Origin of the sequence: Stenotrophomonas sp. PD6, from assembly GCF_049199305.1 — a bacterium.
GTDB lineage: Bacteria > Pseudomonadota > Gammaproteobacteria > Xanthomonadales > Xanthomonadaceae > Stenotrophomonas.
In genome coordinates this window covers 92417-110543 of sequence record NZ_JBLZQD010000010.1, presented here as the reverse complement: position 1 = coordinate 110543, position 18127 = coordinate 92417, and the positions used below count along the sequence as shown (strand labels likewise).

At 67.0% G+C, this 18127-nt stretch carries 19 protein-coding genes; 14 read left to right on the top strand and 5 right to left on the bottom strand.

Annotation, left to right across the window (positions count from 1 at the left end; translation table 11 throughout):
• The first annotated feature begins 13 nt into the window (after positions 1-13).
• Genes ACOZHM_RS14525 through mmsB form a run of 4 tightly spaced genes read left to right on the top strand, consistent with a single transcriptional unit; the run spans position 14 to position 4033 of the window.
• On the top strand, positions 14-1180 hold the full coding sequence (locus ACOZHM_RS14525; protein ID WP_421570025.1) for an acyl-CoA dehydrogenase family protein: 1167 nt from the start codon (positions 14-16) through the stop codon (positions 1178-1180).
• Entirely contained in the window at positions 1177-1974 is a 798-nt protein-coding gene (locus ACOZHM_RS14520) for an enoyl-CoA hydratase (protein ID WP_421570024.1), read from the top strand. The genes ACOZHM_RS14525 and ACOZHM_RS14520 overlap by 4 nt, the downstream gene beginning before the upstream one ends.
• Positions 1971-3146: an enoyl-CoA hydratase/isomerase family protein gene (locus tag ACOZHM_RS14515; RefSeq protein WP_421570023.1), complete on the top strand. Its 1176-nt coding sequence runs from the start codon at positions 1971-1973 to the stop codon at positions 3144-3146. The genes ACOZHM_RS14520 and ACOZHM_RS14515 overlap by 4 nt, the downstream gene beginning before the upstream one ends.
• The gene (gene mmsB, locus ACOZHM_RS14510) at positions 3143-4033 is read left to right on the top strand and encodes a 3-hydroxyisobutyrate dehydrogenase (RefSeq protein ID WP_421570022.1); all 891 of its coding nucleotides are present in this window, start codon (positions 3143-3145) and stop codon (positions 4031-4033) included. Before ACOZHM_RS14515 ends, mmsB begins: the two co-directional genes overlap by 4 nt.
• A gap of 91 nt (positions 4034-4124) precedes the next feature.
• On the opposite strand, the gene ACOZHM_RS14505 is transcribed toward mmsB, so the two are convergent.
• Entirely contained in the window at positions 4125-4550 is a 426-nt protein-coding gene (locus ACOZHM_RS14505; RefSeq protein ID WP_421570021.1) for an organic hydroperoxide resistance protein, read from the bottom strand.
• 110 nt (positions 4551-4660) lie between these two features.
• On the opposite strand from ACOZHM_RS14505, the gene ACOZHM_RS14500 reads away from it, so the two are divergent.
• Positions 4661-5491, top strand: coding sequence for a cupin domain-containing protein (locus tag ACOZHM_RS14500; RefSeq protein ID WP_421570020.1), 831 nt, complete (start codon positions 4661-4663; stop codon positions 5489-5491).
• Between the two features lie 12 nt (positions 5492-5503).
• Here ACOZHM_RS14500 and ACOZHM_RS14495 read toward each other — a convergent pair whose 3' ends face one another.
• Positions 5504-6460, bottom strand: coding sequence for a cation diffusion facilitator family transporter (locus tag ACOZHM_RS14495; protein ID WP_421570065.1), 957 nt, complete (start codon positions 6458-6460; stop codon positions 5504-5506).
• 446 nt (positions 6461-6906) lie between these two features.
• Between ACOZHM_RS14495 and ACOZHM_RS14490 the strand changes: the two genes are divergently transcribed.
• From ACOZHM_RS14490 to ACOZHM_RS14480, 3 genes are all read left to right on the top strand, one after another.
• Positions 6907-7404, top strand: coding sequence for a lysozyme inhibitor LprI family protein (locus ACOZHM_RS14490; protein ID WP_421570019.1), 498 nt, complete (start codon positions 6907-6909; stop codon positions 7402-7404).
• A 22-nt stretch (positions 7405-7426) separates the two neighbouring features.
• Positions 7427-9841 carry a peptidoglycan-binding protein gene (locus ACOZHM_RS14485; protein WP_421570018.1) on the top strand — a complete coding sequence of 805 codons (2415 nt, stop codon included), beginning with the start codon at positions 7427-7429 and terminating at the stop codon, positions 9839-9841.
• Positions 9842-10121: 280 nt separating this feature from the next.
• Positions 10122-10724, top strand: a complete 603-nt coding sequence (locus ACOZHM_RS14480) for a hypothetical protein (RefSeq protein ID WP_421570017.1) — start codon at positions 10122-10124, stop codon at positions 10722-10724.
• Positions 10725-10750: 26 nt separating this feature from the next.
• On the opposite strand, the gene ACOZHM_RS14475 is transcribed toward ACOZHM_RS14480, so the two are convergent.
• The gene (locus ACOZHM_RS14475) at positions 10751-11230 is read right to left on the bottom strand and encodes a hypothetical protein (protein ID WP_421570016.1); all 480 of its coding nucleotides are present in this window, start codon (positions 11228-11230) and stop codon (positions 10751-10753) included.
• Positions 11231-11436: 206 nt separating this feature from the next.
• On the opposite strand from ACOZHM_RS14475, the gene dusA reads away from it, so the two are divergent.
• From dusA to ACOZHM_RS14455, 4 genes are all read left to right on the top strand, one after another.
• Positions 11437-12450 (top strand): tRNA dihydrouridine(20/20a) synthase DusA, encoded by a 1014-nt coding sequence (gene dusA, locus ACOZHM_RS14470; RefSeq protein ID WP_421570015.1) that lies wholly within the window; start codon positions 11437-11439, stop codon positions 12448-12450.
• A gap of 213 nt (positions 12451-12663) precedes the next feature.
• Positions 12664-13035, top strand: a complete 372-nt coding sequence (locus ACOZHM_RS14465) for a hypothetical protein (protein ID WP_421570014.1) — start codon at positions 12664-12666, stop codon at positions 13033-13035.
• A 73-nt stretch (positions 13036-13108) separates the two neighbouring features.
• Positions 13109-13792 (top strand): response regulator transcription factor, encoded by a 684-nt coding sequence (locus tag ACOZHM_RS14460; protein WP_421570013.1) that lies wholly within the window; start codon positions 13109-13111, stop codon positions 13790-13792.
• A 22-nt stretch (positions 13793-13814) separates the two neighbouring features.
• Positions 13815-15239, top strand: coding sequence for a sensor histidine kinase (locus ACOZHM_RS14455; protein WP_421570012.1), 1425 nt, complete (start codon positions 13815-13817; stop codon positions 15237-15239).
• 34 nt (positions 15240-15273) lie between these two features.
• Here the strand turns inward: ACOZHM_RS14455 and ACOZHM_RS14450 are convergent, their stop codons facing one another.
• Both ACOZHM_RS14450 and ACOZHM_RS14445 read right to left on the bottom strand, forming a co-directional pair.
• A complete protein-coding gene (locus tag ACOZHM_RS14450; protein ID WP_421570011.1) occupies positions 15274-16056 on the bottom strand; it encodes a zinc-dependent peptidase in 783 nt (260 codons plus the stop codon).
• Positions 16023-16298, bottom strand: coding sequence for a hypothetical protein (locus ACOZHM_RS14445; RefSeq protein WP_421570010.1), 276 nt, complete (start codon positions 16296-16298; stop codon positions 16023-16025). The genes ACOZHM_RS14450 and ACOZHM_RS14445 overlap by 34 nt, the downstream gene beginning before the upstream one ends.
• A gap of 117 nt (positions 16299-16415) precedes the next feature.
• On the opposite strand from ACOZHM_RS14445, the gene birA reads away from it, so the two are divergent.
• Together birA and ACOZHM_RS14435 are read left to right on the top strand one after the other, a co-directional pair.
• Positions 16416-17393 (top strand): bifunctional biotin--[acetyl-CoA-carboxylase] ligase/biotin operon repressor BirA, encoded by a 978-nt coding sequence (birA, locus tag ACOZHM_RS14440; RefSeq protein ID WP_421570009.1) that lies wholly within the window; start codon positions 16416-16418, stop codon positions 17391-17393.
• Positions 17390-18127 carry a type III pantothenate kinase gene (locus ACOZHM_RS14435; RefSeq protein ID WP_421570008.1) on the top strand — a complete coding sequence of 246 codons (738 nt, stop codon included), beginning with the start codon at positions 17390-17392 and terminating at the stop codon, positions 18125-18127. The genes birA and ACOZHM_RS14435 overlap by 4 nt, the downstream gene beginning before the upstream one ends.

Below are 18127 nucleotides of genomic sequence, written 5' to 3'. Positions count from 1 at the left end.
GCACGGAGTGTTTATGAGCAACTCGATGACGACGGAACTCGAAGAAGCGCAGCAGGCCTATAGAGAGGCTGCGCGCGACTTCGCCCAGGCCGAACTGGCGCCGCACGCCGCGCGATGGGATGCGGAGGGCATCTTTCCGCGCGAGGCGATCGCCAAGGCAGGGGAACTCGGGTTCTGTGGCTTGTACATGGACCCCGACGTCGGTGGTAGCGGCCTGAGCCGTCTGGACGCCGCCGTCGTCATCGAGGAGCTCGCCAATGTGGACCCGTCCACGGCGGCCTATATCAGCATCCACAACATGGCCTCGTGGATGGTCGGCAGCTGGGGCCAGGAAGTACTGCGTGCGGAGTGGGGCCAGGCGCTGTCCTCGGGCAGCAAGCTGGCCTCGTACTGCCTGACCGAGCCGGGCGCCGGTTCCGATGCGGCCTCGCTGAAGACCACCGCCGTGCGCGATGGCGACCACTACGTGCTCAACGGCTCGAAGGCCTTCATTTCCGGCGCGGGTGCCACCGAACTGCTGGTGGTGATGGCGCGTACCGGCGGCGCCGGTGCGGGCGGCATCAGCGCGCTGGCGGTGCCGGCCGACCTGGCCGGCATCAGCTACGGCCGCAAGGAAGAGAAGATGGGCTGGAACAGCCAGCCCACCCGCGGCATCACCTTCGAAAACGTGCGCGTGCCGGTGGGCAACCTGCTCGGCGACGAAGGCGGCGGCTTCAAGCTGGCCATGAAGGGCCTGGACGGCGGCCGCATCAACATCGCGGCCTGCTCGCTGGGCGCGGCGCAGGGCGCGCTGGACGCCGCACGCCGTTACATGGGCGAGCGCCGCCAGTTCGGCAAGGCGCTGTCCGAGTTCCAGGCGCTGCAGTTCAAGCTGGCCGACATGGTCACCCAGCTGGTGGCCGCGCGGCAGATGGTGCATACCGCCGCGCGCAAGCTCGACGCCGGTGCCAGCGACGCCAACGTGTGGTGCGCGATGGCCAAGCGCTTCGCGACCGATGCCGGCTTCCAGGTCTGCAACGAAGCACTGCAGATCCACGGCGGGTACGGCTATATCCGCGAATATCCGATCGAACGCCTGCTGCGCGACAGCCGCGTGCACCAGATCCTGGAGGGCACCAACGAGATCATGCGTGTGATCGTCGCCCGCCACCTGCTCAACACCGAAGAGGAACTGCGATGATGGACTGGCGCAAGCACGAACATGTGGGCCTGAAGGTCGAGGCCGACGTCCATGTTGCGGTGGTGACGCTCGACAACCCGCCCGCGCACACCTGGACGGTGCACAGCCTGTCCGCATTGCGCGACCTGGTGGGCGCATTGAACGCCGACCGCGACATCTACGCGCTGGTGATCACCGGTGGCGGCGAGAAGTTCTTCTCGGCCGGTGCCGATCTGAAGCAGTTCGCCTCCGGCGACAAGGCCGCCGCACGCGAGGCCGCGCGCCGCTTCGGTGAAGCCTTCGAAGCGCTGTCCGGCTTCCGTGGCGTGTCGATTGCCGCCATCAACGGTTACGCCATGGGCGGAGGGCTGGAATGCGCGCTGGCCTGTGACCTGCGCATCATCGAAGAACACGCGCAGGTGGCGCTGCCCGAAGCCACCGTCGGCCTGCTGCCGTGCGCCGGCGGCACCCAGAATCTGCCGCGTCTGGTCGGCGAAGGCTGGGCCAAGCGGATGATCCTGCTCGGCGAGCGCATCGATGCCGACACCGCCGTGCGCATCGGCCTGGCCGAGGAGAAGGTCGGCAAGGGCGAGGCCAAGGCGCTGGCGCTGGAATGGGCGCACAAGGCCGGCAAGCAGAGCCCGACCAGCATTGCCGCCTGCAAGACGCTGGTGCAGGCCACCCGCACCGGTACGCACGCGGCCGCGCTGGTCAGCGAACGCGAAGCGTTCGTGGATCTGTTCGACAGCGCCGACCAGGCCGAGGGCGTCAACGCCTTCCTGGAAAAGCGCGCCGCGCAGTGGAAGAACGCATGAGCACGCCGCAGCCCAGCGACGAGGCGCCTGTGCTGTTCGAGGAGCGCGCGGCCGCCAACGGCACGCGCATCGGCATCGCCACGCTCAACGCACCGCGCACCCTCAACGGTTTCTCGCTGCCCATGGCGCACCTGCTGCAGGAGCGGCTGAGCGCCTGGGCCGCCGATGAAAGCATCGCGCTGGTGGTGTTGCAGGGCGCCGGCGAAAAGGCGTTCTGCGCCGGCGGCGACCTGCACAGCCTGTACCAGAGCATGCGTGCCTATCGCGATGCCGGGCGCAGCGACATCCGCGACAACGCCTACGCGGCCGAGTTCTTCGATGTGGAATACCGCGTCGACTACGCCATCCATACCTATCCCAAGCCGATCCTGTGCTGGGGCCATGGCATCGTGATGGGCGGCGGTATCGGCCTCATGTCCGGGGCCAGCCACCGTGTGGTCAGCGAGCGTTCGAAACTGGCCTTCCCGGAAATCACGGTCGGCCTGTTCCCCGACGTGGGCGGCAGCTGGCTGCTGCCGCGCGTGCCCGGCAAGGGTGGCCTGTTCCTGGCCTTGACCGGTGCGCCGCTCAATGCCGGCGATGCCATCTTTGCGGGCATGGCGGACATCCATATCGCCGAGGCGCAGCGCGCAGACGTGTTCAACGCGCTGGCCGACGTGCACTGGAGCAACGACACCAAGCGCAACCACGAACAACTCAGTGCACTGTTGCAGCAGCACGCCAGCGATGCCGCCACCGGTCCGCTGCTGCGCAATGCCGCCCTGATCGACACGCTGTGCGACGGCAACGATGTGCCTGCCGTGGTGAACGCCATTGCCGCGCTGCAGACCGAAGACCCGTGGCTGCAGACCGCGCAGGCCACGCTTGCGGCCGGCGCGCCCGGCTCCGCACGCCTGGCGTGGGAGCTGCAGCAGCGCACCGACGGCGCATCGCTGGCCGAGGTCTACCGGCTCGAATACATCGCCGCGCTGCATGCGGCCGCCCACGGCGACTTCGCCGAAGGCATCCGCGCGCTGCTGATCGACAAGGACCGCACCCCGCACTGGCAGCCGCGCACCCTGGCTGAGGCCACTGTGGCGTGGGCCGACACCTTCTTCGCTTCGCCCTGGTCCGAGGCCGCACATCCGCTGGCCGACCTGGGTGCCACTGTCCCTGAAAGGAGCCACGCATGAGCCGTATTGCATTCATCGGGTTGGGCAACATGGGTGGCCCGATGGCCGCCAACCTTGCCAAGGCCGGCCACGCCGTGCGCGTATTCGACCTGGTGCCGGCCGCCGTGCAGGCCGCCGTCGACGCTGGCGCGACCGCCGCCAGCTCCGCGCTGGATACGCTGACCGGCGCCGAAGTGGTGATCTCGATGCTGCCGGCCAGCCGCCACGTCGAGGGCGTGTACCTGGGCGACGACGGTCTGCTGGCCGACATTCCCGGCGGCGCGCTGGTCATCGACTGCAGCACCATCGCCCCCGCCACCGCGCGCAAGGTCTCCGAAGCGGCGGCCGCACGCGGCCTGCAGATGCTCGATGCGCCGGTGTCCGGCGGTACGGCAGGCGCACAGGCCGGCACACTGACTTTCATCGTCGGCGGTGAAGCCGATGCGCTGGAACGCGCCCGCCCGCTGCTGCAGGCGATGGGCAAGAACATCTTCCACGTGGGTGCCAGCGGCGCCGGCCAGGTGGCCAAGCTGTGCAACAACATGGCGCTGGGCGTGATCATGGCCGTGACCGGCGAATCCATCGCGCTGGGTGTGGCCCATGGGCTGGACCCGAAAGTGCTGTCGCAGATGATGGCGGTCAGCACCGGCCGCAGCTGGGCCACCGAAGTGTGCAACCCGTGGCCGGGTGTGCTGGAAAACGCGCCGGCATCGCGCGGCTACAGCGGCGGCTTCGGCAGCGACCTCATGCTCAAGGACATGGGCCTGGCCGTGGAAGCGGCCATGAGCGTGGGCGCCTCGATCCCGCTGGGCGAACTGGCGCGGAACCTGTATTCGATGAACCACCAGGCAGGCCGCGGCAAGCTGGATTTCTCCAGTGTTGTGCAGCTCCTCACGCCGGAAAAATAACCGAACAACCCCAATGCATCCCGGAAACGGGATCCACCGCGGTGGGATGGGCGGATGCACGGTCAATGCGACCGGCATCCGCCCATTTTTTTCAGACCACCGTCAGCGTCACGTCGATGTTGCCGCGGGTGGCGTTGGAATACGGGCACACGATGTGGGCCTTCTGCACCAGCTCCTCCACCTGCTCACGCGGCAGACCCGGCACGCTGATCTGCAGCGCCACTTCAATGCCGAAGCCGGTCGGGATCTGACCGATGCCCACGTTGCCGGTGATGCTCGTCTCGGCCGGCAGCGCGACCTTGGCCTGGCCCGCCACGAACTTCAGCGCGCCCAGGAAGCAGGCCGAATAGCCCGCCGCGAACAGCTGCTCCGGGTTGGTGCCCGGGCCGCCGGCGCCGCCCAGCTCGCGCGGGGTGGACAGCTGAACGTCCAGCACCTTGTCCGACGAGGTGGCGTGGCCTTCGCGGCCGCCGGTGGCAGTGGCGGTGGCGGTGTACAGAACCTTTTCAATCGACATGGGAATCTCCTGGCAGTGAACGGGATGGACCGGTTGGTGAGGTGTACTGTGCGCCACCGGGGCGGACGTGTGGCAACATAAGGTCCAGAAAACTTGATCTGGAGTCCGGAATGGTCGACCGCCTGCAATCATTGCTGGGCCGCTTCGCGGTCAATGCCGAGGTCTTCCACGCGGGCGCGCTGTGCGGCATCAACGACCTGCCCGCCGACGGCGAGCGCGGCCAGCTGCATTTGATCCGCGACGGCCAGGTGCGGGTGGAGCACCCCGACGGCAGCGTGCTCGAGATTACCCAACCCAGCGTCCTGGTGTACCCGCGCCCGCTGGCGCACCGCTTCATCACCGACGCCACCTCGGGGGCCGACTTCGCCTGCGCCCACCTGCAGTTCGAAGGCGGCGGCAACAACCCGGTCGCCGCCGCGCTGCCGCCGGTGATCTGCCTGCCGCTGCAGGAGTTGTACGGCGGCCAGCCGATCCTGTCGGTGCTGTTCGACGAGGCCTTCGCCCAGCGTTGCGGCCGCCAGGCGCTGCTGGACCGGCTGTTCGAAGTGGTGATGATCCAGATCCTGCGCGCGCTGATGGAAAGCGGCCAGCTGCGCGTCGGCCTGCTCGCCGGCATGGCGCACCCGCGTCTGCGTCATGCGCTGGTGGCCATGCACGAAGCACCGGCACAGGAATGGACGCTCGAATCCCTCGCCCAGCGCGCCGGCATGTCGCGCAGCGCGTTCGCCGACAGTTTCCGCGACACCATCGGCAGCACGCCCGGCCACTACCTGCAGGGCTGGCGCACCCGCCTGGTGCAGCAGGCGCTGCGCAAGGGCCAGCCGCTCAAGCGCATCGCCATCGACGTGGGCTACGGCAGCGAGGCGGCGCTGTCGCGTGCGTTCAAGTCGCAGACCGGGCAGTCGCCACGGCAGTGGAAGCAGGGCGTACAGATTGCCTAGCGCCGAACTCGCTTAGATTGTCCACTCACGATCGGTGGTGAACATGATCGTCAGCCATCGGTCGGTCGATTCCTCGCCCAGCGCCTCACCAATCTCGTCGCGCAGCTGGTCCCATTCCACCAGCGGGCGCGGCGGGTCGTTGGCCGGCACCACGAAGAACAGTTCGATCTGTTCGCCACGTCCTACTTTGGCCACATAGCTGCGGTGCTCGACGAAGCCATACCGCGCGACAACGCCGCGCGCGACCTCGTCTACATGTGCTTGCAGGTCCACCGGTGTGATCAACAGAATGTCCGACAGTGCCTGCCGCACCGTGCCGAGCGGCGCGACCACCACGAACAGGCACACCACCAGCAGGATGGCCGGATCGATGTAGGGCACCAGCCATGCCCACTGCGTGCCGCGCAGCAGCCACCCACCGACGAACGCCACCAGATAGGCGGCGGACATGCTCGCGGCCACGACCCAGTTCTTCGCATCCAGGGCAATGAACTCCGAGCCGATCATGCGGTTGGCGCGGCGCACGAACAGCGCCAGTCCGGTCTCGACGATGATCGACACCACGGCGAACAGAATGGCCGGCCCCAACGCGATTTCACGACCGCCGGACATCAGCGCATCGATCGCATTGACGGCCGCATACAACGCTGCGCCGATCATCAGCGTGCCGCTCACACCGAGCACAATGGGCTCCAGATGCCAGAATCCCATCGTGAAGCGCTGGTTCAAACGCGACTGCAGCGCATCCACGTGGGTGGACATGCTGATCAGGCGCACCACCAGCAACGACAGCCATGTCATCACTACATCGATCAGGCCGTAGATGCCGTCGAAGATGATGAGCGATGAGTTGGCGAGCAGCCCGAAGGCCACCGCAAACGCCGCGACCAGCAGCGACGCCGCAATCGACAGACGCAGCACCCCTTGTTCGGTAGTGGGGTCAAACAAGGCGGGGCGGACGCTGCGCATGGGCGTGTGGAGCAGAAAGAGGTTAAGCCCCATTGTGCCTGCGCAGCGCTGCATGCGCCGTGACAAGTAGTTGATCTCACGGAGAAAGACACTTGTATATACGCCCGGAACCCGCAATTTCTCCTTGTAATGCCTGCTGGACGTCAACGGATTGACGCAGGTATCGTGCACGCGTGAGGCGCCGCCCGGGGGATGGGTAGGCGCTCCGATGCGGTCAGCGCATCGCCGGCGTCATGATCGCCGCGCAGAATGGAAACCCGATATCTGAGGTGTGCCGCTCATGGCCGGCCACCCGCAAGGAGAAGCGAACGATGCATGTAGTGAACCCAATTTCTGGCCTCCGTCGCGGCCTGTACCGCAACCGACGTTGGAGCATTCTGGCTCTGAGTCTCGCCCTTGCCGCCTGCCAGGCGCCCAGTTCCGAGGCCGTAACGCTCGGCGGTCCCGTGGCACCCAACAGCCCGGACGCGCAGGCATCGGCCCCCGCCGCTGCGGCCCAGCCTGCTACGACGGCCGCCGAGGCACCGGCAGCCCAGCCGGGCAAGCACGAACTGTCTGCTGCGGACCTCGCCATGGAAGCAGAGGACATGGGGCCGCGCACCCCGGACGAATCCTACCGCAAGGCGAACCTGCGCCCGCAGTACAGCGCATGCGTGAAGGCCAGCAATGCGGTGACCCCTGCGCTGCAGGCGTGCGGTGACGAGGAGCTGGCCTGGCAGGACCGCCGCCTTGTTGCGGCGGTCAGCAAGATCGCCGACGGTCCGGACGGCAAGTTCAAAGACGACGTGATGGACGAGCAGGCCGCCTACATGAGCGACACCAACCGCTACTGCGCCGGTAACCCGGATCAGGACGGGCAGGGCCAGATGCTGGACGCGCAGTCGTGCCGCATCAACCGTACCGCCAACCGCGCCGACCAGCTCGAAGCCCTCATCTCGAAGTAACCCCCGCAAAGGAGTGCAGGAAATGGATGTTGTTACCCAGGCAAAACAGGCGATGGACAGCTGGCACCGCGGCCAGACCTCCGCGCAGTACGAAACCGGCGGCCGCGGCCCTGGCCATGTGTCCACGGGGCAGGGCGATCACGGTGGCGTCTCGTATGGCAGCTACCAGTACGCCACCAATGTCGGTGGCGCCGCCGAGTATGTACGTGCGTCGCGCTACGCCAGCGAGTTCACCGGCCTGCAGCCGGGCACCGCCGCGTTCACCGAGCGCTGGAAGGAAGTGGCTGCCGCCCATCCCGCCGCCTTTGCCCAGGATCAGCACGACTTCATCCAGCACAAGTACTACGACGTCCAGATGGATCGCCTGAAGGCGGTCGGTGTGGACTTGTCCGACCGTGGCCCCGCCGTGCAGGACGCGCTGTGGAGCACCTCGGTGCAGTACCGCGGCATGACCCGTTCGGTGTTCCACAACGGGCTCAAGGCGGCCTATGGCGAGAACTTCAATCTCGCCGACCTGACCGACGAACAGATCGTGCGCGCCGCGCAGGATTACAAGCACGACAACGTGCAGCGCCATTTCGAAAGCTCGCCGGCCCTGTGGGACTCGCTGCGTGACCGTGCGCTCAAGGAAGAGACCTCGCTGGTCGCGCTGGCGCGGTATGACCAGGTCAACCGCAACCCCGAGGCGTACCAAGGCAAGGATTACCAGCAGGCGTTCGGCGAGCCCGAACCGCGCCAGCAGGGTCGCCGCCAAGGCGGCGCGGCCCCGATGGCCGACGGCATGCTCACGCCGGGTGAGCGCGGTACCGAGGTCGAGGCCCTGCAGAACAAGCTGATCCAGGCCGGCTATACCGGCAAGGACGGCCAGCCGCTGACGGCCGACAAGCACTACGGTCCCAACACCGAACATGCGGTGCGCGAATTCCAGCAGGCCCACGGCCTGACGGTTGACGGCAAGGCGGGGGCAAACACTCTGGGTGCGCTGGCTGCCGCCGCGCGCCAGCATGAGCCCGCGCAATCTGCGGGGCCCGCTGCACCGACCGCGCCGACTGCACCGACGCAAGCGGCACCGACACAGACACCGTCACAGACACAGACGCCCTCGACGCAGGCAGCCCCGACGGCCGCCGCTGCCGCCGCCGCCGCCGACCTCACCAGTGGCGAGCGCATCCGGGTGGTCGAGCCGTTCGGCAACGGCAGCACCAACCGCACCATCGCGCACGGCACCAGTGGTGAGGACGCCTTCCGCGAGATGAAGATCCACCACCCCAATGCCAACCGCGAAGCCGTGCGTACGGGCAACGCAGCCTTGGCCGACCGCCATTCCGAAATGGTGGAGGGCGAGCTGGAGACCGTCCGCAACCGTGGCGACCGCAACGGCATTCCGCTGGTGCACAAGGACTTGATCCTGACCAACCCGCGCGGTGATCGGGAAATCATGATCCCCGCCCCGGTGGCCGGCTACGCGCAGGTCAACCAGGACAAGTGGAACTCGATCAGCATCTGGAGCCAGCCCGAAGGCCACCCGGATCGCGAACTGGTCGGCCAGGTGCTGCACGGCGCGCGCGGCACCACGCCGTACAAGACCGGCGACTACGTGGAATACGGCGCGCCGTTGATCCGCCAGTCCGACGCCGGCACGCCGGGCGCGGTGCACGCGCATATCGAGCTGGAGCCGGAGCAGTACCGCAAGTACCTGGGCGACATGCTCAATGATCGCCTCACCCTGGTCCCGAACACGCACACCCGCTCACAGCCGGGCCAGCCCGCGCAGAACGCGATGGCCGATGGCGTGATGGTGCACGGCGAGCGCGGCGACGCGGTCAAGGGCATGCAGACCAAGCTGGCGGCGCTGGGCTACCAGGGTGCGGACGGCAATCCGCTGTCGACCACCGGCTACTTCGGCGACGACACCCGTGCGGCGGTGACGAAGTTCCAGCTCGACCACGGCCTGAAGAACGACGGAAAGGCGGGCGAGAAGACCCTCGGCCAGCTGGATGCGAGCATCGAAGCCAAGCGCGGCGCGCCGGCACAGGCCGAGCCCAGCATGCGCGACGCATCGCACCCCGACAACGCACGCTTCGGCCAGGCGCAGGAAAAACTGCACGCCATGGAGCAACAGCGCACGCAGGCCGGCATGCGGCCGTTGTTTGCCGACGCCGAGCAGCTCGACCGCGCCGCCGGCCAGCTGGTGGTGGCCACCAAGGCGTCGGGCATGCAGCAGATCGACACGGTCGTTGCCCGCCTCGACGGCTCCGGTGTGTTCGCCGTGCAGGGCAACGTGGGCGACCCCGCCGCCAAGCGCGCCTGCGTCGAGCACAGCCAGGCCATCTCGCAGACGGTGGAAAGCAGCACCCGCCAGGCTGACGACCTCAACCAGTCGCAGAGCCAGAACCAGCACCAGGAACGCGAGCAGAACCGCGCACGCGGGATGTAAGCGATGACTCGCCGGTGGCGGCGCACGAAGGTGCACGCCACTGGCGGGGTTCAGGTGACTGGCCTGCGTGTCCTGGACCGGGACTGACGTGGATTTCGCGCGATGGCGTGCGCCTGCCGTCCAGGATCGCGTCTGCCTCGGCCACGCTTGCCAGGAGCTCAGCAAATAAGGTGCTTTCCATATCTCATGTCCAACTTTCGATGGCGCAGCGTACTTGAGCGGCGCGCGCGCGTCTGAGACATGAGTTGAGCTTCAGCGCTCATGCCGCAAAGGACATTCGATGAAGCTTTTACATGCGCCGTTACCCCATTTTTATGCTATCGCACTAGCGTTGGCGCCGATCTTCGTGGACGAAGCGCTCGCTCAGAATAAAGATGCCGCCACACAGCACTATGCTGAGTACCAGCGCATCAGCACGTCTGAAGCCTCAAAGCGAATGCAAATGGAGCGGGATGCTGGGAAATTGAACGGAAGATTGCAGAGGGAGCAGCCTGACACGTTCGCTGGCCTTTACATCCGGCACGATCCCGAGTTCAGGGTCGTAGTCCGATTTACCGAAAATGCTGTAAAGCAACTCGCGGCCTACACAGTTGATCCAGTGTATGTTGCTGAGACAGCGCCTCGCTCGCTGGAGCTGCTTCGGGCAGCACAGGACGAGATTGGGGTGCAGCTGACCAAGGCAAAAATCGAGTACGCGTCGGAAGTTGACGTAAAGACATCGTCGTTGATCGTCTACGTCCGTGATCTAAACGTTGCTGGTGAAGTCCTTTCAAAAAGTCTGGCCGCCGTCGACTTCGTCACGATCAAGGAAACGCCAGGATTCATCCAAACGACTACCGTGTCCGGCGGACGTCTCCTGGAAGGTGATAGCCAGTCGTTCTAGGCTCAGCGGATGATGGCGGGCTCGCCTCACGCCGCAGCGTCGTACTCGAAGGCATGTTGCGAGCCGCGCAGCAGGTATACGTCCCAACCCAGCATCGCCAGGCCAACGGTCCGAGGAATGGGCTTTTCGCCGCTGCGGTAATAGGCCAGCATCCGCCGGCTGACATCCAACGCAGCCGCGGCCGCATCCAACGTCATCGCATGATGGTTCATCCACACCAGCAGTTGCTGGTGCGAGAACTCTCCCGACTGTTCAATTGCCATGGCGCGCAGGTTGTCGCTCGCCAAGGTCAAGTCGTCATCGCCTGCGAAGACAACGCCGCGATTCCACTCATCGGGTTCCACCTGTGCGAACACGTCAGGGTCGCGCAATCTGGCCAGTGTCGGATGCTTCTTGATTACCCCGCCCAGGTCGAGCTCGAATGCCTGGTCATCGGCATAGCGCAGCGCCAGTCGCGTAGGGCCAATGGCCATCACCGCAGTCAGCAGGAAGTGCTTGTGGTTCATGGATTGGTCGGCGGGGTACATGGTGACGGTGCAGTTCGGCAGTCCGACGAGCGTCGGCCTGGAGCGATCCTAGTGCAACCATTGCACTAGTGCAACCATTGCACCGAGGCGTCCCCCGCCGAGCCCCGATCTTGGCGTTCAGCCGATCGGTGTAAACTATTGATCGCGCTGGCAAAGCCAGCCATTCCTGCCTGATCCCGACGCCCATGACCCTGCCTGCCGCCCCCGCAGACCGCTACGCCGCCTCCCTGCGCCTGTCCGTTGCCCCGATGATGGACTGGACGGACCGCCATTGCCGCGTGTTCCACCGGTTGCTGGCCCCGGGCGCGCGGCTGTACACGGAGATGGTGCACGCCAACGCCGTGATCCACGGTGACCGTGAGCGCCTGCTGGGCTTCGACGGCAGCGAGCATCCGCTCGCCCTGCAGCTGGGCGGCAGCGATCCGGCCCTGTTGGCGCAGGCGGCGCGCATTGCCCAGGACTGGGGCTATGACGAGGTCAACCTCAACTGCGGCTGCCCCTCCGACCGGGTGCAGGCCGGGCGCTTCGGTGCCTGCCTGATGCGCGAACCGGCCCTGGTGGCCGAGTGCGTGGCGGCCATGGTGGCCGCGGTCGACATCCCGGTCACGGTGAAATGCCGCCTAGGCGTGGATGAAGACAACGACTACGAAAACTTCGTCAACTTCGTCGATCAATCGGCCAACGCCGGCAGTGCGATGTTCATCGTGCACGCCCGCAATGCCTGGTTGAAGGGGTTGTCGCCCAAGGAAAACCGGGAAGTGCCGCCGCTGCGCTACGACTGGGCGCACCGGCTCAAGGCCGACCGTCCGCAGCTGCAGATCGTGCTCAACGGCGGCCTGGCCAGCGTGGACGCCGCGCAGGCGCAACTGCCTGCCCTGGACGGCGTGATGCTGGGCCGCGCGGCCTATCACGACCCCTACGTGCTGCATCAGCTGGAGGCCGCGCAGACCGGTGCTGCGCTGCAACCACGCGAGGCGTTGCTGCGCGCCATGCGCCCCTATATCGAGGCGCAGCTGGCGCGAGGGCTCGCGCTCAAGCACATCACCCGCCACCTGCTGGGCCTGTTCCACGGGCAGCCGGGCGGCCGCGCCTTCCGCCAGGTGCTCAGCGAGGGCGCACACCGCCCCGGCACCGATTGGGGCCTGATCGAGCAGGCGCTCACCATCACCCGCGACCAGGCAGAACGCGTCGCAGCGTGAGGCCCGTCACAGTTGACGCTTGACATCGCGGCAGAAGTAGCCGTCAATGTTCACCTAGATGAACGAAGCGAGGCGGCGGTCAGAAAAGTTCAGACCGGATTCACTGCGTAAAACCAAGAATTTGCAAAAGATTCGTAAAGCGCTGGCCCTGGCTGGCGGTTGCCGATTCACAACTTTTGAACGTTTTGACGCGCTCCGCTAGGATCAGACCCGATGTTCTCCGTGACCCGCCACCGCCGTATTGCCGTTGTCGCCCTGCTGGCGAGCGGTGCCGTTGCTGCCATTGGCAGTGCCGGCGCACAGGCTCCCCAGCCGGATCCGGCCCGAGCCGAAGCGATGGTGCGGGCCTCGCGAGGCGCTCCACAGGAGCGCTCGCTGTCCGACGCCGTGCGCCGGGTCCAGCGGACCACCGGTGGACACATCCTCGGCGCAGAGCGGGTTCCCTACGACGGTCGTGACATCAACCGCGTGAAATACATGGATGACCGGGGGCGTGTCCGCTATATGGACGATCCTGCCCCCGCACGTTCACAGCCCCGCACGCCGCGTTCGGATATGTCATCACTACGCGGCGATAACCCCTGAACGGGGATAGTTGTCCGCAGTCATCTGTTAGCCACTGGCCCCCGGGCCACACCCAGGACACTAGGGAGAGTTCATGCGTATCCTTCTGGTCGAAGACGAAGCCCCGCTGCGGGAAACCCTTGCAGCCCGGCTCAAGCGCGAAGGCTATGCCGTCGACGCAGCACAGGACGGTGAGGAAGGTCTGTACATGGGCCGGGAAGTGCCGTTCGACGTGGGCATCATTGATCTGGGCCTGCCCAAGATGTCGGGCATGGAGCTGATCAGGGAGCTGCGCAACGAGGGCAAGAAGTTCCCCGTGCTCATCCTCACTGCGCGCTCGAGCTGGCAGGACAAGGTCGAGGGGCTCAAGCAGGGCGCCGACGATTATCTGGTCAAGCCGTTCCACGTCGAAGAGCTGCTGGCACGCGTCAACGCGCTGGTGCGCCGCGCCGCGGGCTGGAGCAAGCCGACGCTCGAATGCGGTCCGGTCGCACTGGATCTTGCCGCGCAGACCGTCAGCGTTGCCGGCAGCAATGTGGACCTCACCAGCTACGAGTACAAGGTGCTGGAATACCTGATGATGCATGCCGGTGAACTGGTCTCCAAGGCCGACCTCACCGAACACATCTACCAGCAGGATTTCGACCGCGACTCGAACGTGCTGGAAGTGTTCATCGGCCGCCTGCGCAAGAAGCTGGATCCGGACGGCGAACTCAAGCCGATCGAAACCGTGCGTGGCCGCGGCTATCGTTTCGCGATTCCGCGCAACGAGGGCTGAGCCGTAATACGGCGATTGGATGATGTCAGGCCGTCTGTGGTTCTTTAGACGCTGGCGGCCGCGCTCCCTGCAGGCGCGCCAGCTGCTGGCCGCCAGTGTGAGCCTGCTCGCCTTCCTGGCGATCGCCGGCTACGCACTGGATGCCGCGTTCGCCGATACCGCGCGCGCCAACCTGCGCGAGCGCCTGAAGAACTATGCCACCGCCTATGCGGCCGGCATCGACTTCACGCGCGACCGCTCGCTGTACATCCGCGAGCAGCCACCGGATCCGCGCTTCGACGTCCCCGGCAGCGGCCTGTACCTGCAGGTCGTCATGCCCGACGGCAAGGGCAACTCCATGTCGGCCGAAGGCCCCATGCTGCCCACCGTGGGTGGCGGCATGCTGGCGCCGCGCCAGGAAGTCTTCGAAGGCCCGCTGCCGATGGTGCAGATCGACGGCAGCCAGGGCTCGGTGTACCGCTATGGCCTGGGCCTGGTGTGGGATGCCGATGCCGATCCGGCCACTGAATTCCCGTACACCATCTACGTGATGGAAGACTCGCGCGCACTCGGTGCGCAGTTGCGGGTGTTCCGTGGCCGGGTGTGGTTCTGGATGGGTGGCGCCGGCCTGATCCTGCTGCTGCTGCAGACCGTCATCCTGCAGTGGAGCCTGCGCCCGATGCGGCGCGTGATCACCGAGCTGACCAAGGTGCAGCGCGGCGAGACCGAGCGCATGAGCGAGCGCCACCCGCGCGAGCTGGAGCCGCTGACCGACAGCATCAATGCCTTCATCGAAAGCGAGCGCGAGAATCTCGAGCGCCAGCGCAATACGCTGGCCGATCTTGCGCACAGCCTGAAAACGCCCTTGGCGGTGTTGCGCACGCAGCTCGACAGCGGCGCCCAGGACCAGGACCTGCGCGAGGAATTCGATGTGCAGCTGCGGCGCATGAACAACCTGGTGTCCTACCAGTTGGCGCGCGCCGCATCGTCGGGCCACAAGCTGTTCTCCGCGCCGTTGCCGATCGAATCCAACGCCGAAGAGATCGTGCGCGGGTTGGAGAAGGTGTACGCCGGCAAGGGTGTGCTGTGCGAATTCGATATCGACGAAGCCGCACGCTTCCATGGCGAGCCGGGCGACCTGCAGGAGCTGTTGGGCAACCTGCTGGAGAACGCCTTCAAGTGGGCCAACCGCCGCGTGCTGCTGACCGCCAGGCCGCTCACCGCGCCGGGCATGCGCCGTGCCGGGCTGGTGCTGTCGGTGGACGATGATGGCCCGGGCATCGCGCAGGAGGACATCGCCAAGGTCCTGCAGCGTGGTGTACGTGGCGACGAGCGCGTGCAGGGCCACGGCATCGGTCTGTCGATCGTGCAGGACCTCATCAAGGATTATCGCGGCGAACTGCAGGTCAGCCGCTCGCCCGAGCTGGGCGGCGCACGCTTTGAAGTGAAGCTGCCGCCCGGGCCGTGATCCACGCGCGTACCGACCAACGGTCGGTATGCCGTCAGAACGAAGGCGGCGCCCCATAGAACCGCCGCAGATGCCCCGCAACCACCGGCATTTCCTGCTCCAGCAGATCCGGCGCAGAGAAGTGATACTCCGTCGCCACCGCAAAGAACTCATCCGGCGCTTCGGCCGCGTACGGATCGATCACCGTCTCCATCCCGGCATCCACCTGCGCGCACAGCGCATCGAATGCCTGCTGGAAATCGGCTGCCCACTGCTTCTGCCATGCACGCGGCAGCGGCGGGGTGCCATCGAGCACGCCATCCAGCACATCGATGCGGTGCGCCATCTCATGCACCACCACGCAGGCGCCTTCGTGCGGATGCTTCAGCTCGGCCTGCACGTCGTGCCAGGACAGCAGCAGCGGCCCGTTGTGCGAAACCTGCCCGATCGCCTCTTCTTCCCACTCGTGCAGCACGCCGTCTTCGTCCATCTCGCTCTGCGGCACGATGAAGCCTTCGGGGTAGACCAGTACCTGCGACCAGCCGCGCAAACCGACCTCGCCCAGTTCCAGCAGCGGCAGGCAGCACAGCGCGGCGATAAGCACCGCGTCATCGTCGCCGAGCTGCAGCCCGCCGATCGGCGTAATGGTCTTGTCGTGCAGGAACGCCGCCGCCAGGTTGCGCAGACGCTGCAGGCGTTCGGGCGGCAAGCCACGCAGCCACGCGGTGCGCTGGCAGGTGCGTTGCCAGGCGGTATCGGGAATGGGGCGCGGTGAGGACCGCAGCCAGCGCAACAACGACTGGATCAGCGGAACATGCCCGGCAGGAAGCTGTGCCACTTCGGCGCACGCAGGCGCGGCAACACATCGTCGTCGCCGCCACCGCCGGTGCTGCCCGGCGCAGTGGCGCTGGGCTTGACCGTGGAGGGAGCCGTGCTGGTCGGCGTCGCCGCCGGTGCCGCGCGTTCGCCCTCGGTGGCCGAATAGACGCAGCCGCCCCGGCCCGAACTGGTCAGCGCATCGGAAGCGTGCGCGGCCATGGGGGCCATCAACAGGAGCAGGCAATGGGCGAACGGGCGCATCGACGACATCCGGGGCAAGGGGGTCAATCTTCGATTCTAGCTCGATTCAATCCCTCGATTGGAAGCCCCCGGCGGGCGCGGGCGGACGCTTTCCCGCATAATTTTGCCGATCAACCGATGGAAGCTGCCGTGGACGACCGCCAACTGCTGGCCAAACTGGGCGCCGGGCGACTGTCCGGCGACGCGCTGGCCCGTGAGCTGGGCCAGACCCGCGCCGCAATATGGAAGCGAATTCAAGGACTTAGGGCGGCTGGTATCGAGATCGACGGCCGCGCCGGCGATGGTTACCAGCTGCAGCACCACCTGGACCTGCTCGACGCCGAGGCCATCGCCGCCCGGCTGCCGCCCGCGCTGACGCCCCTGCTGGACACCCTGGAGGTGGCCTGGACGGTCGGTTCCACCAATACAGAATTGTTGCGGTGCAGCGCGCCCGAGCGCGGCGCGCGGGTCCTGCTGGCCGAGCGCCAGACCGGCGGCCGCGGCCGCCGTGGCCGTGCCTGGGCCTCGCCGCTGGCCGCGCACGTGTACGTGTCGGTGCTGCGTGGCTTCGCCGGCGGGCTGTCGCGGCTGGGCGGGCTGAGCCTGGTCGCGGGCGTGGCGGTGGCCGAAGCGCTGTGTGCCCACGGCGTCGCCCAGGTTGGGCTGAAATGGCCGAATGACATCGTGGTGGACGGGCACAAGCTCGGCGGCCTGCTGGTCGAGGGCGGCGGCGAATTCGCCGGCCCGGCGCGCGCGGTGATCGGGCTGGGCATCAACGTACGCATGCCGGCCGCGTTTGCCGCGGAGATCACCCAGCCCTGGACCGACCTGGCCACGCTGTTGGGCAACGACATCGAGCGCAACGACGTGGTGGCCTGGCTGCTGGCGGCGCTGCTGCCGGCGCTGGACCACTTCGAGCGCGATGGCCTGGCCCCGTTCCTCTCGCGCTACGCCGCGCTGGACAGCCTGGCCGGGCGCACCGTGCGCGTGGACGACGGCGGGGTGGTGCATGAAGGGCAGGCGTTGGGGTTGGCCGACGATGGCGCGCTGCGCGTGCGCATCGACGGCAGCGAACGGGTGTTCCATGCCGGGGAAATCAGTGTGAGGGCGCAATGAGCGACTGGTTGTTCGATCTGGGTAATTCGCGTTTCAAGTTCGCGCCGCTGCAGGGCAACCGCGCGGGCGATGTGCAGGCATGGCCGCATGGCGCCGAAGCGATGCCGGCCGATGCGCTGGCACAGCTGCCCGGCGGCCATACCGCTTATGTGGCCAGCGTGGCCGCCGCCGCGCTCACCGCCAGCATGCTCGACGTGCTGCGCGCGCGCTTCGCCCACGTGCGTGTGGCAAGAACCGAAGCCAGCTGCGCGGGCGTGCGCATTGCGTACGCAGATCCGTCGAAATTCGGCGTGGACCGCTATCTCGCGCTGATTGCTGCTGCCGAGCGCCGCGAAGCCGTGGTGGTGGCCGGCGTCGGCACCGCGCTCACCATCGACCTGCTCGATGCCGATGGCCAGCATCACGGCGGTCGTATCGCCGCCTCGCCGACCACCATGCGCGAGGCCCTGCATGCGCGCGCGGTGCAGCTGCCCGCGCAGGGCGGAGACTACAGCGAGTTTGCCAACGACACCGCCGACGCGCTCGTTTCCGGTTGCGACGGTGCGGCCGTTGCGCTGATCGAACGCAGCCGCGTGCAGGCCGCTGCGGTGCTGGGCAGGCCGCCCGCGTTGCTGGTGCACGGTGGCGGCGCACCGGCGCTGATGCCATTGCTGGGCGATGCGCAGTTCCAGCCGGCGCTGGTGCTCGACGGCCTCGCGCGCTGGGCGGTGCATCAGCCACCGGCGTCGCGGTAG

What these genes read in the sequence shown, in the direction of transcription:
- ACOZHM_RS14495 (WP_421570065.1), bottom strand. Translation starts at nt 6,460, where the DNA reads ATGCGCAGCGTCCGCCCCGCCTTGTTTGACCCCACTACCGAACAAGGG.
- ACOZHM_RS14515 (WP_421570023.1), top strand. Translation starts at nt 1,971, where the DNA reads ATGAGCACGCCGCAGCCCAGCGACGAGGCGCCTGTGCTGTTCGAGGAG.
- ACOZHM_RS14485 (WP_421570018.1), top strand. Translation starts at nt 7,427, where the DNA reads ATGGATGTTGTTACCCAGGCAAAACAGGCGATGGACAGCTGGCACCGC.
- ACOZHM_RS14465 (WP_421570014.1), top strand. Translation starts at nt 12,664, where the DNA reads ATGTTCTCCGTGACCCGCCACCGCCGTATTGCCGTTGTCGCCCTGCTG.
- birA (WP_421570009.1), top strand. Translation starts at nt 16,416, where the DNA reads ATGGAAGCTGCCGTGGACGACCGCCAACTGCTGGCCAAACTGGGCGCC.
- ACOZHM_RS14500 (WP_421570020.1), top strand. Translation starts at nt 4,661, where the DNA reads ATGGTCGACCGCCTGCAATCATTGCTGGGCCGCTTCGCGGTCAATGCC.
- ACOZHM_RS14505 (WP_421570021.1), bottom strand. Translation starts at nt 4,550, where the DNA reads ATGTCGATTGAAAAGGTTCTGTACACCGCCACCGCCACTGCCACCGGC.
- ACOZHM_RS14520 (WP_421570024.1), top strand. Translation starts at nt 1,177, where the DNA reads ATGATGGACTGGCGCAAGCACGAACATGTGGGCCTGAAGGTCGAGGCC.
- ACOZHM_RS14475 (WP_421570016.1), bottom strand. Translation starts at nt 11,230, where the DNA reads ATGAACCACAAGCACTTCCTGCTGACTGCGGTGATGGCCATTGGCCCT.
- dusA (WP_421570015.1), top strand. Translation starts at nt 11,437, where the DNA reads ATGACCCTGCCTGCCGCCCCCGCAGACCGCTACGCCGCCTCCCTGCGC.
- ACOZHM_RS14455 (WP_421570012.1), top strand. Translation starts at nt 13,815, where the DNA reads ATGTCAGGCCGTCTGTGGTTCTTTAGACGCTGGCGGCCGCGCTCCCTG.
- ACOZHM_RS14445 (WP_421570010.1), bottom strand. Translation starts at nt 16,298, where the DNA reads ATGCGCCCGTTCGCCCATTGCCTGCTCCTGTTGATGGCCCCCATGGCC.
- ACOZHM_RS14435 (WP_421570008.1), top strand. Translation starts at nt 17,390, where the DNA reads ATGAGCGACTGGTTGTTCGATCTGGGTAATTCGCGTTTCAAGTTCGCG.
- ACOZHM_RS14460 (WP_421570013.1), top strand. Translation starts at nt 13,109, where the DNA reads ATGCGTATCCTTCTGGTCGAAGACGAAGCCCCGCTGCGGGAAACCCTT.
- ACOZHM_RS14480 (WP_421570017.1), top strand. Translation starts at nt 10,122, where the DNA reads ATGAAGCTTTTACATGCGCCGTTACCCCATTTTTATGCTATCGCACTA.
- ACOZHM_RS14525 (WP_421570025.1), top strand. Translation starts at nt 14, where the DNA reads ATGAGCAACTCGATGACGACGGAACTCGAAGAAGCGCAGCAGGCCTAT.
- mmsB (WP_421570022.1), top strand. Translation starts at nt 3,143, where the DNA reads ATGAGCCGTATTGCATTCATCGGGTTGGGCAACATGGGTGGCCCGATG.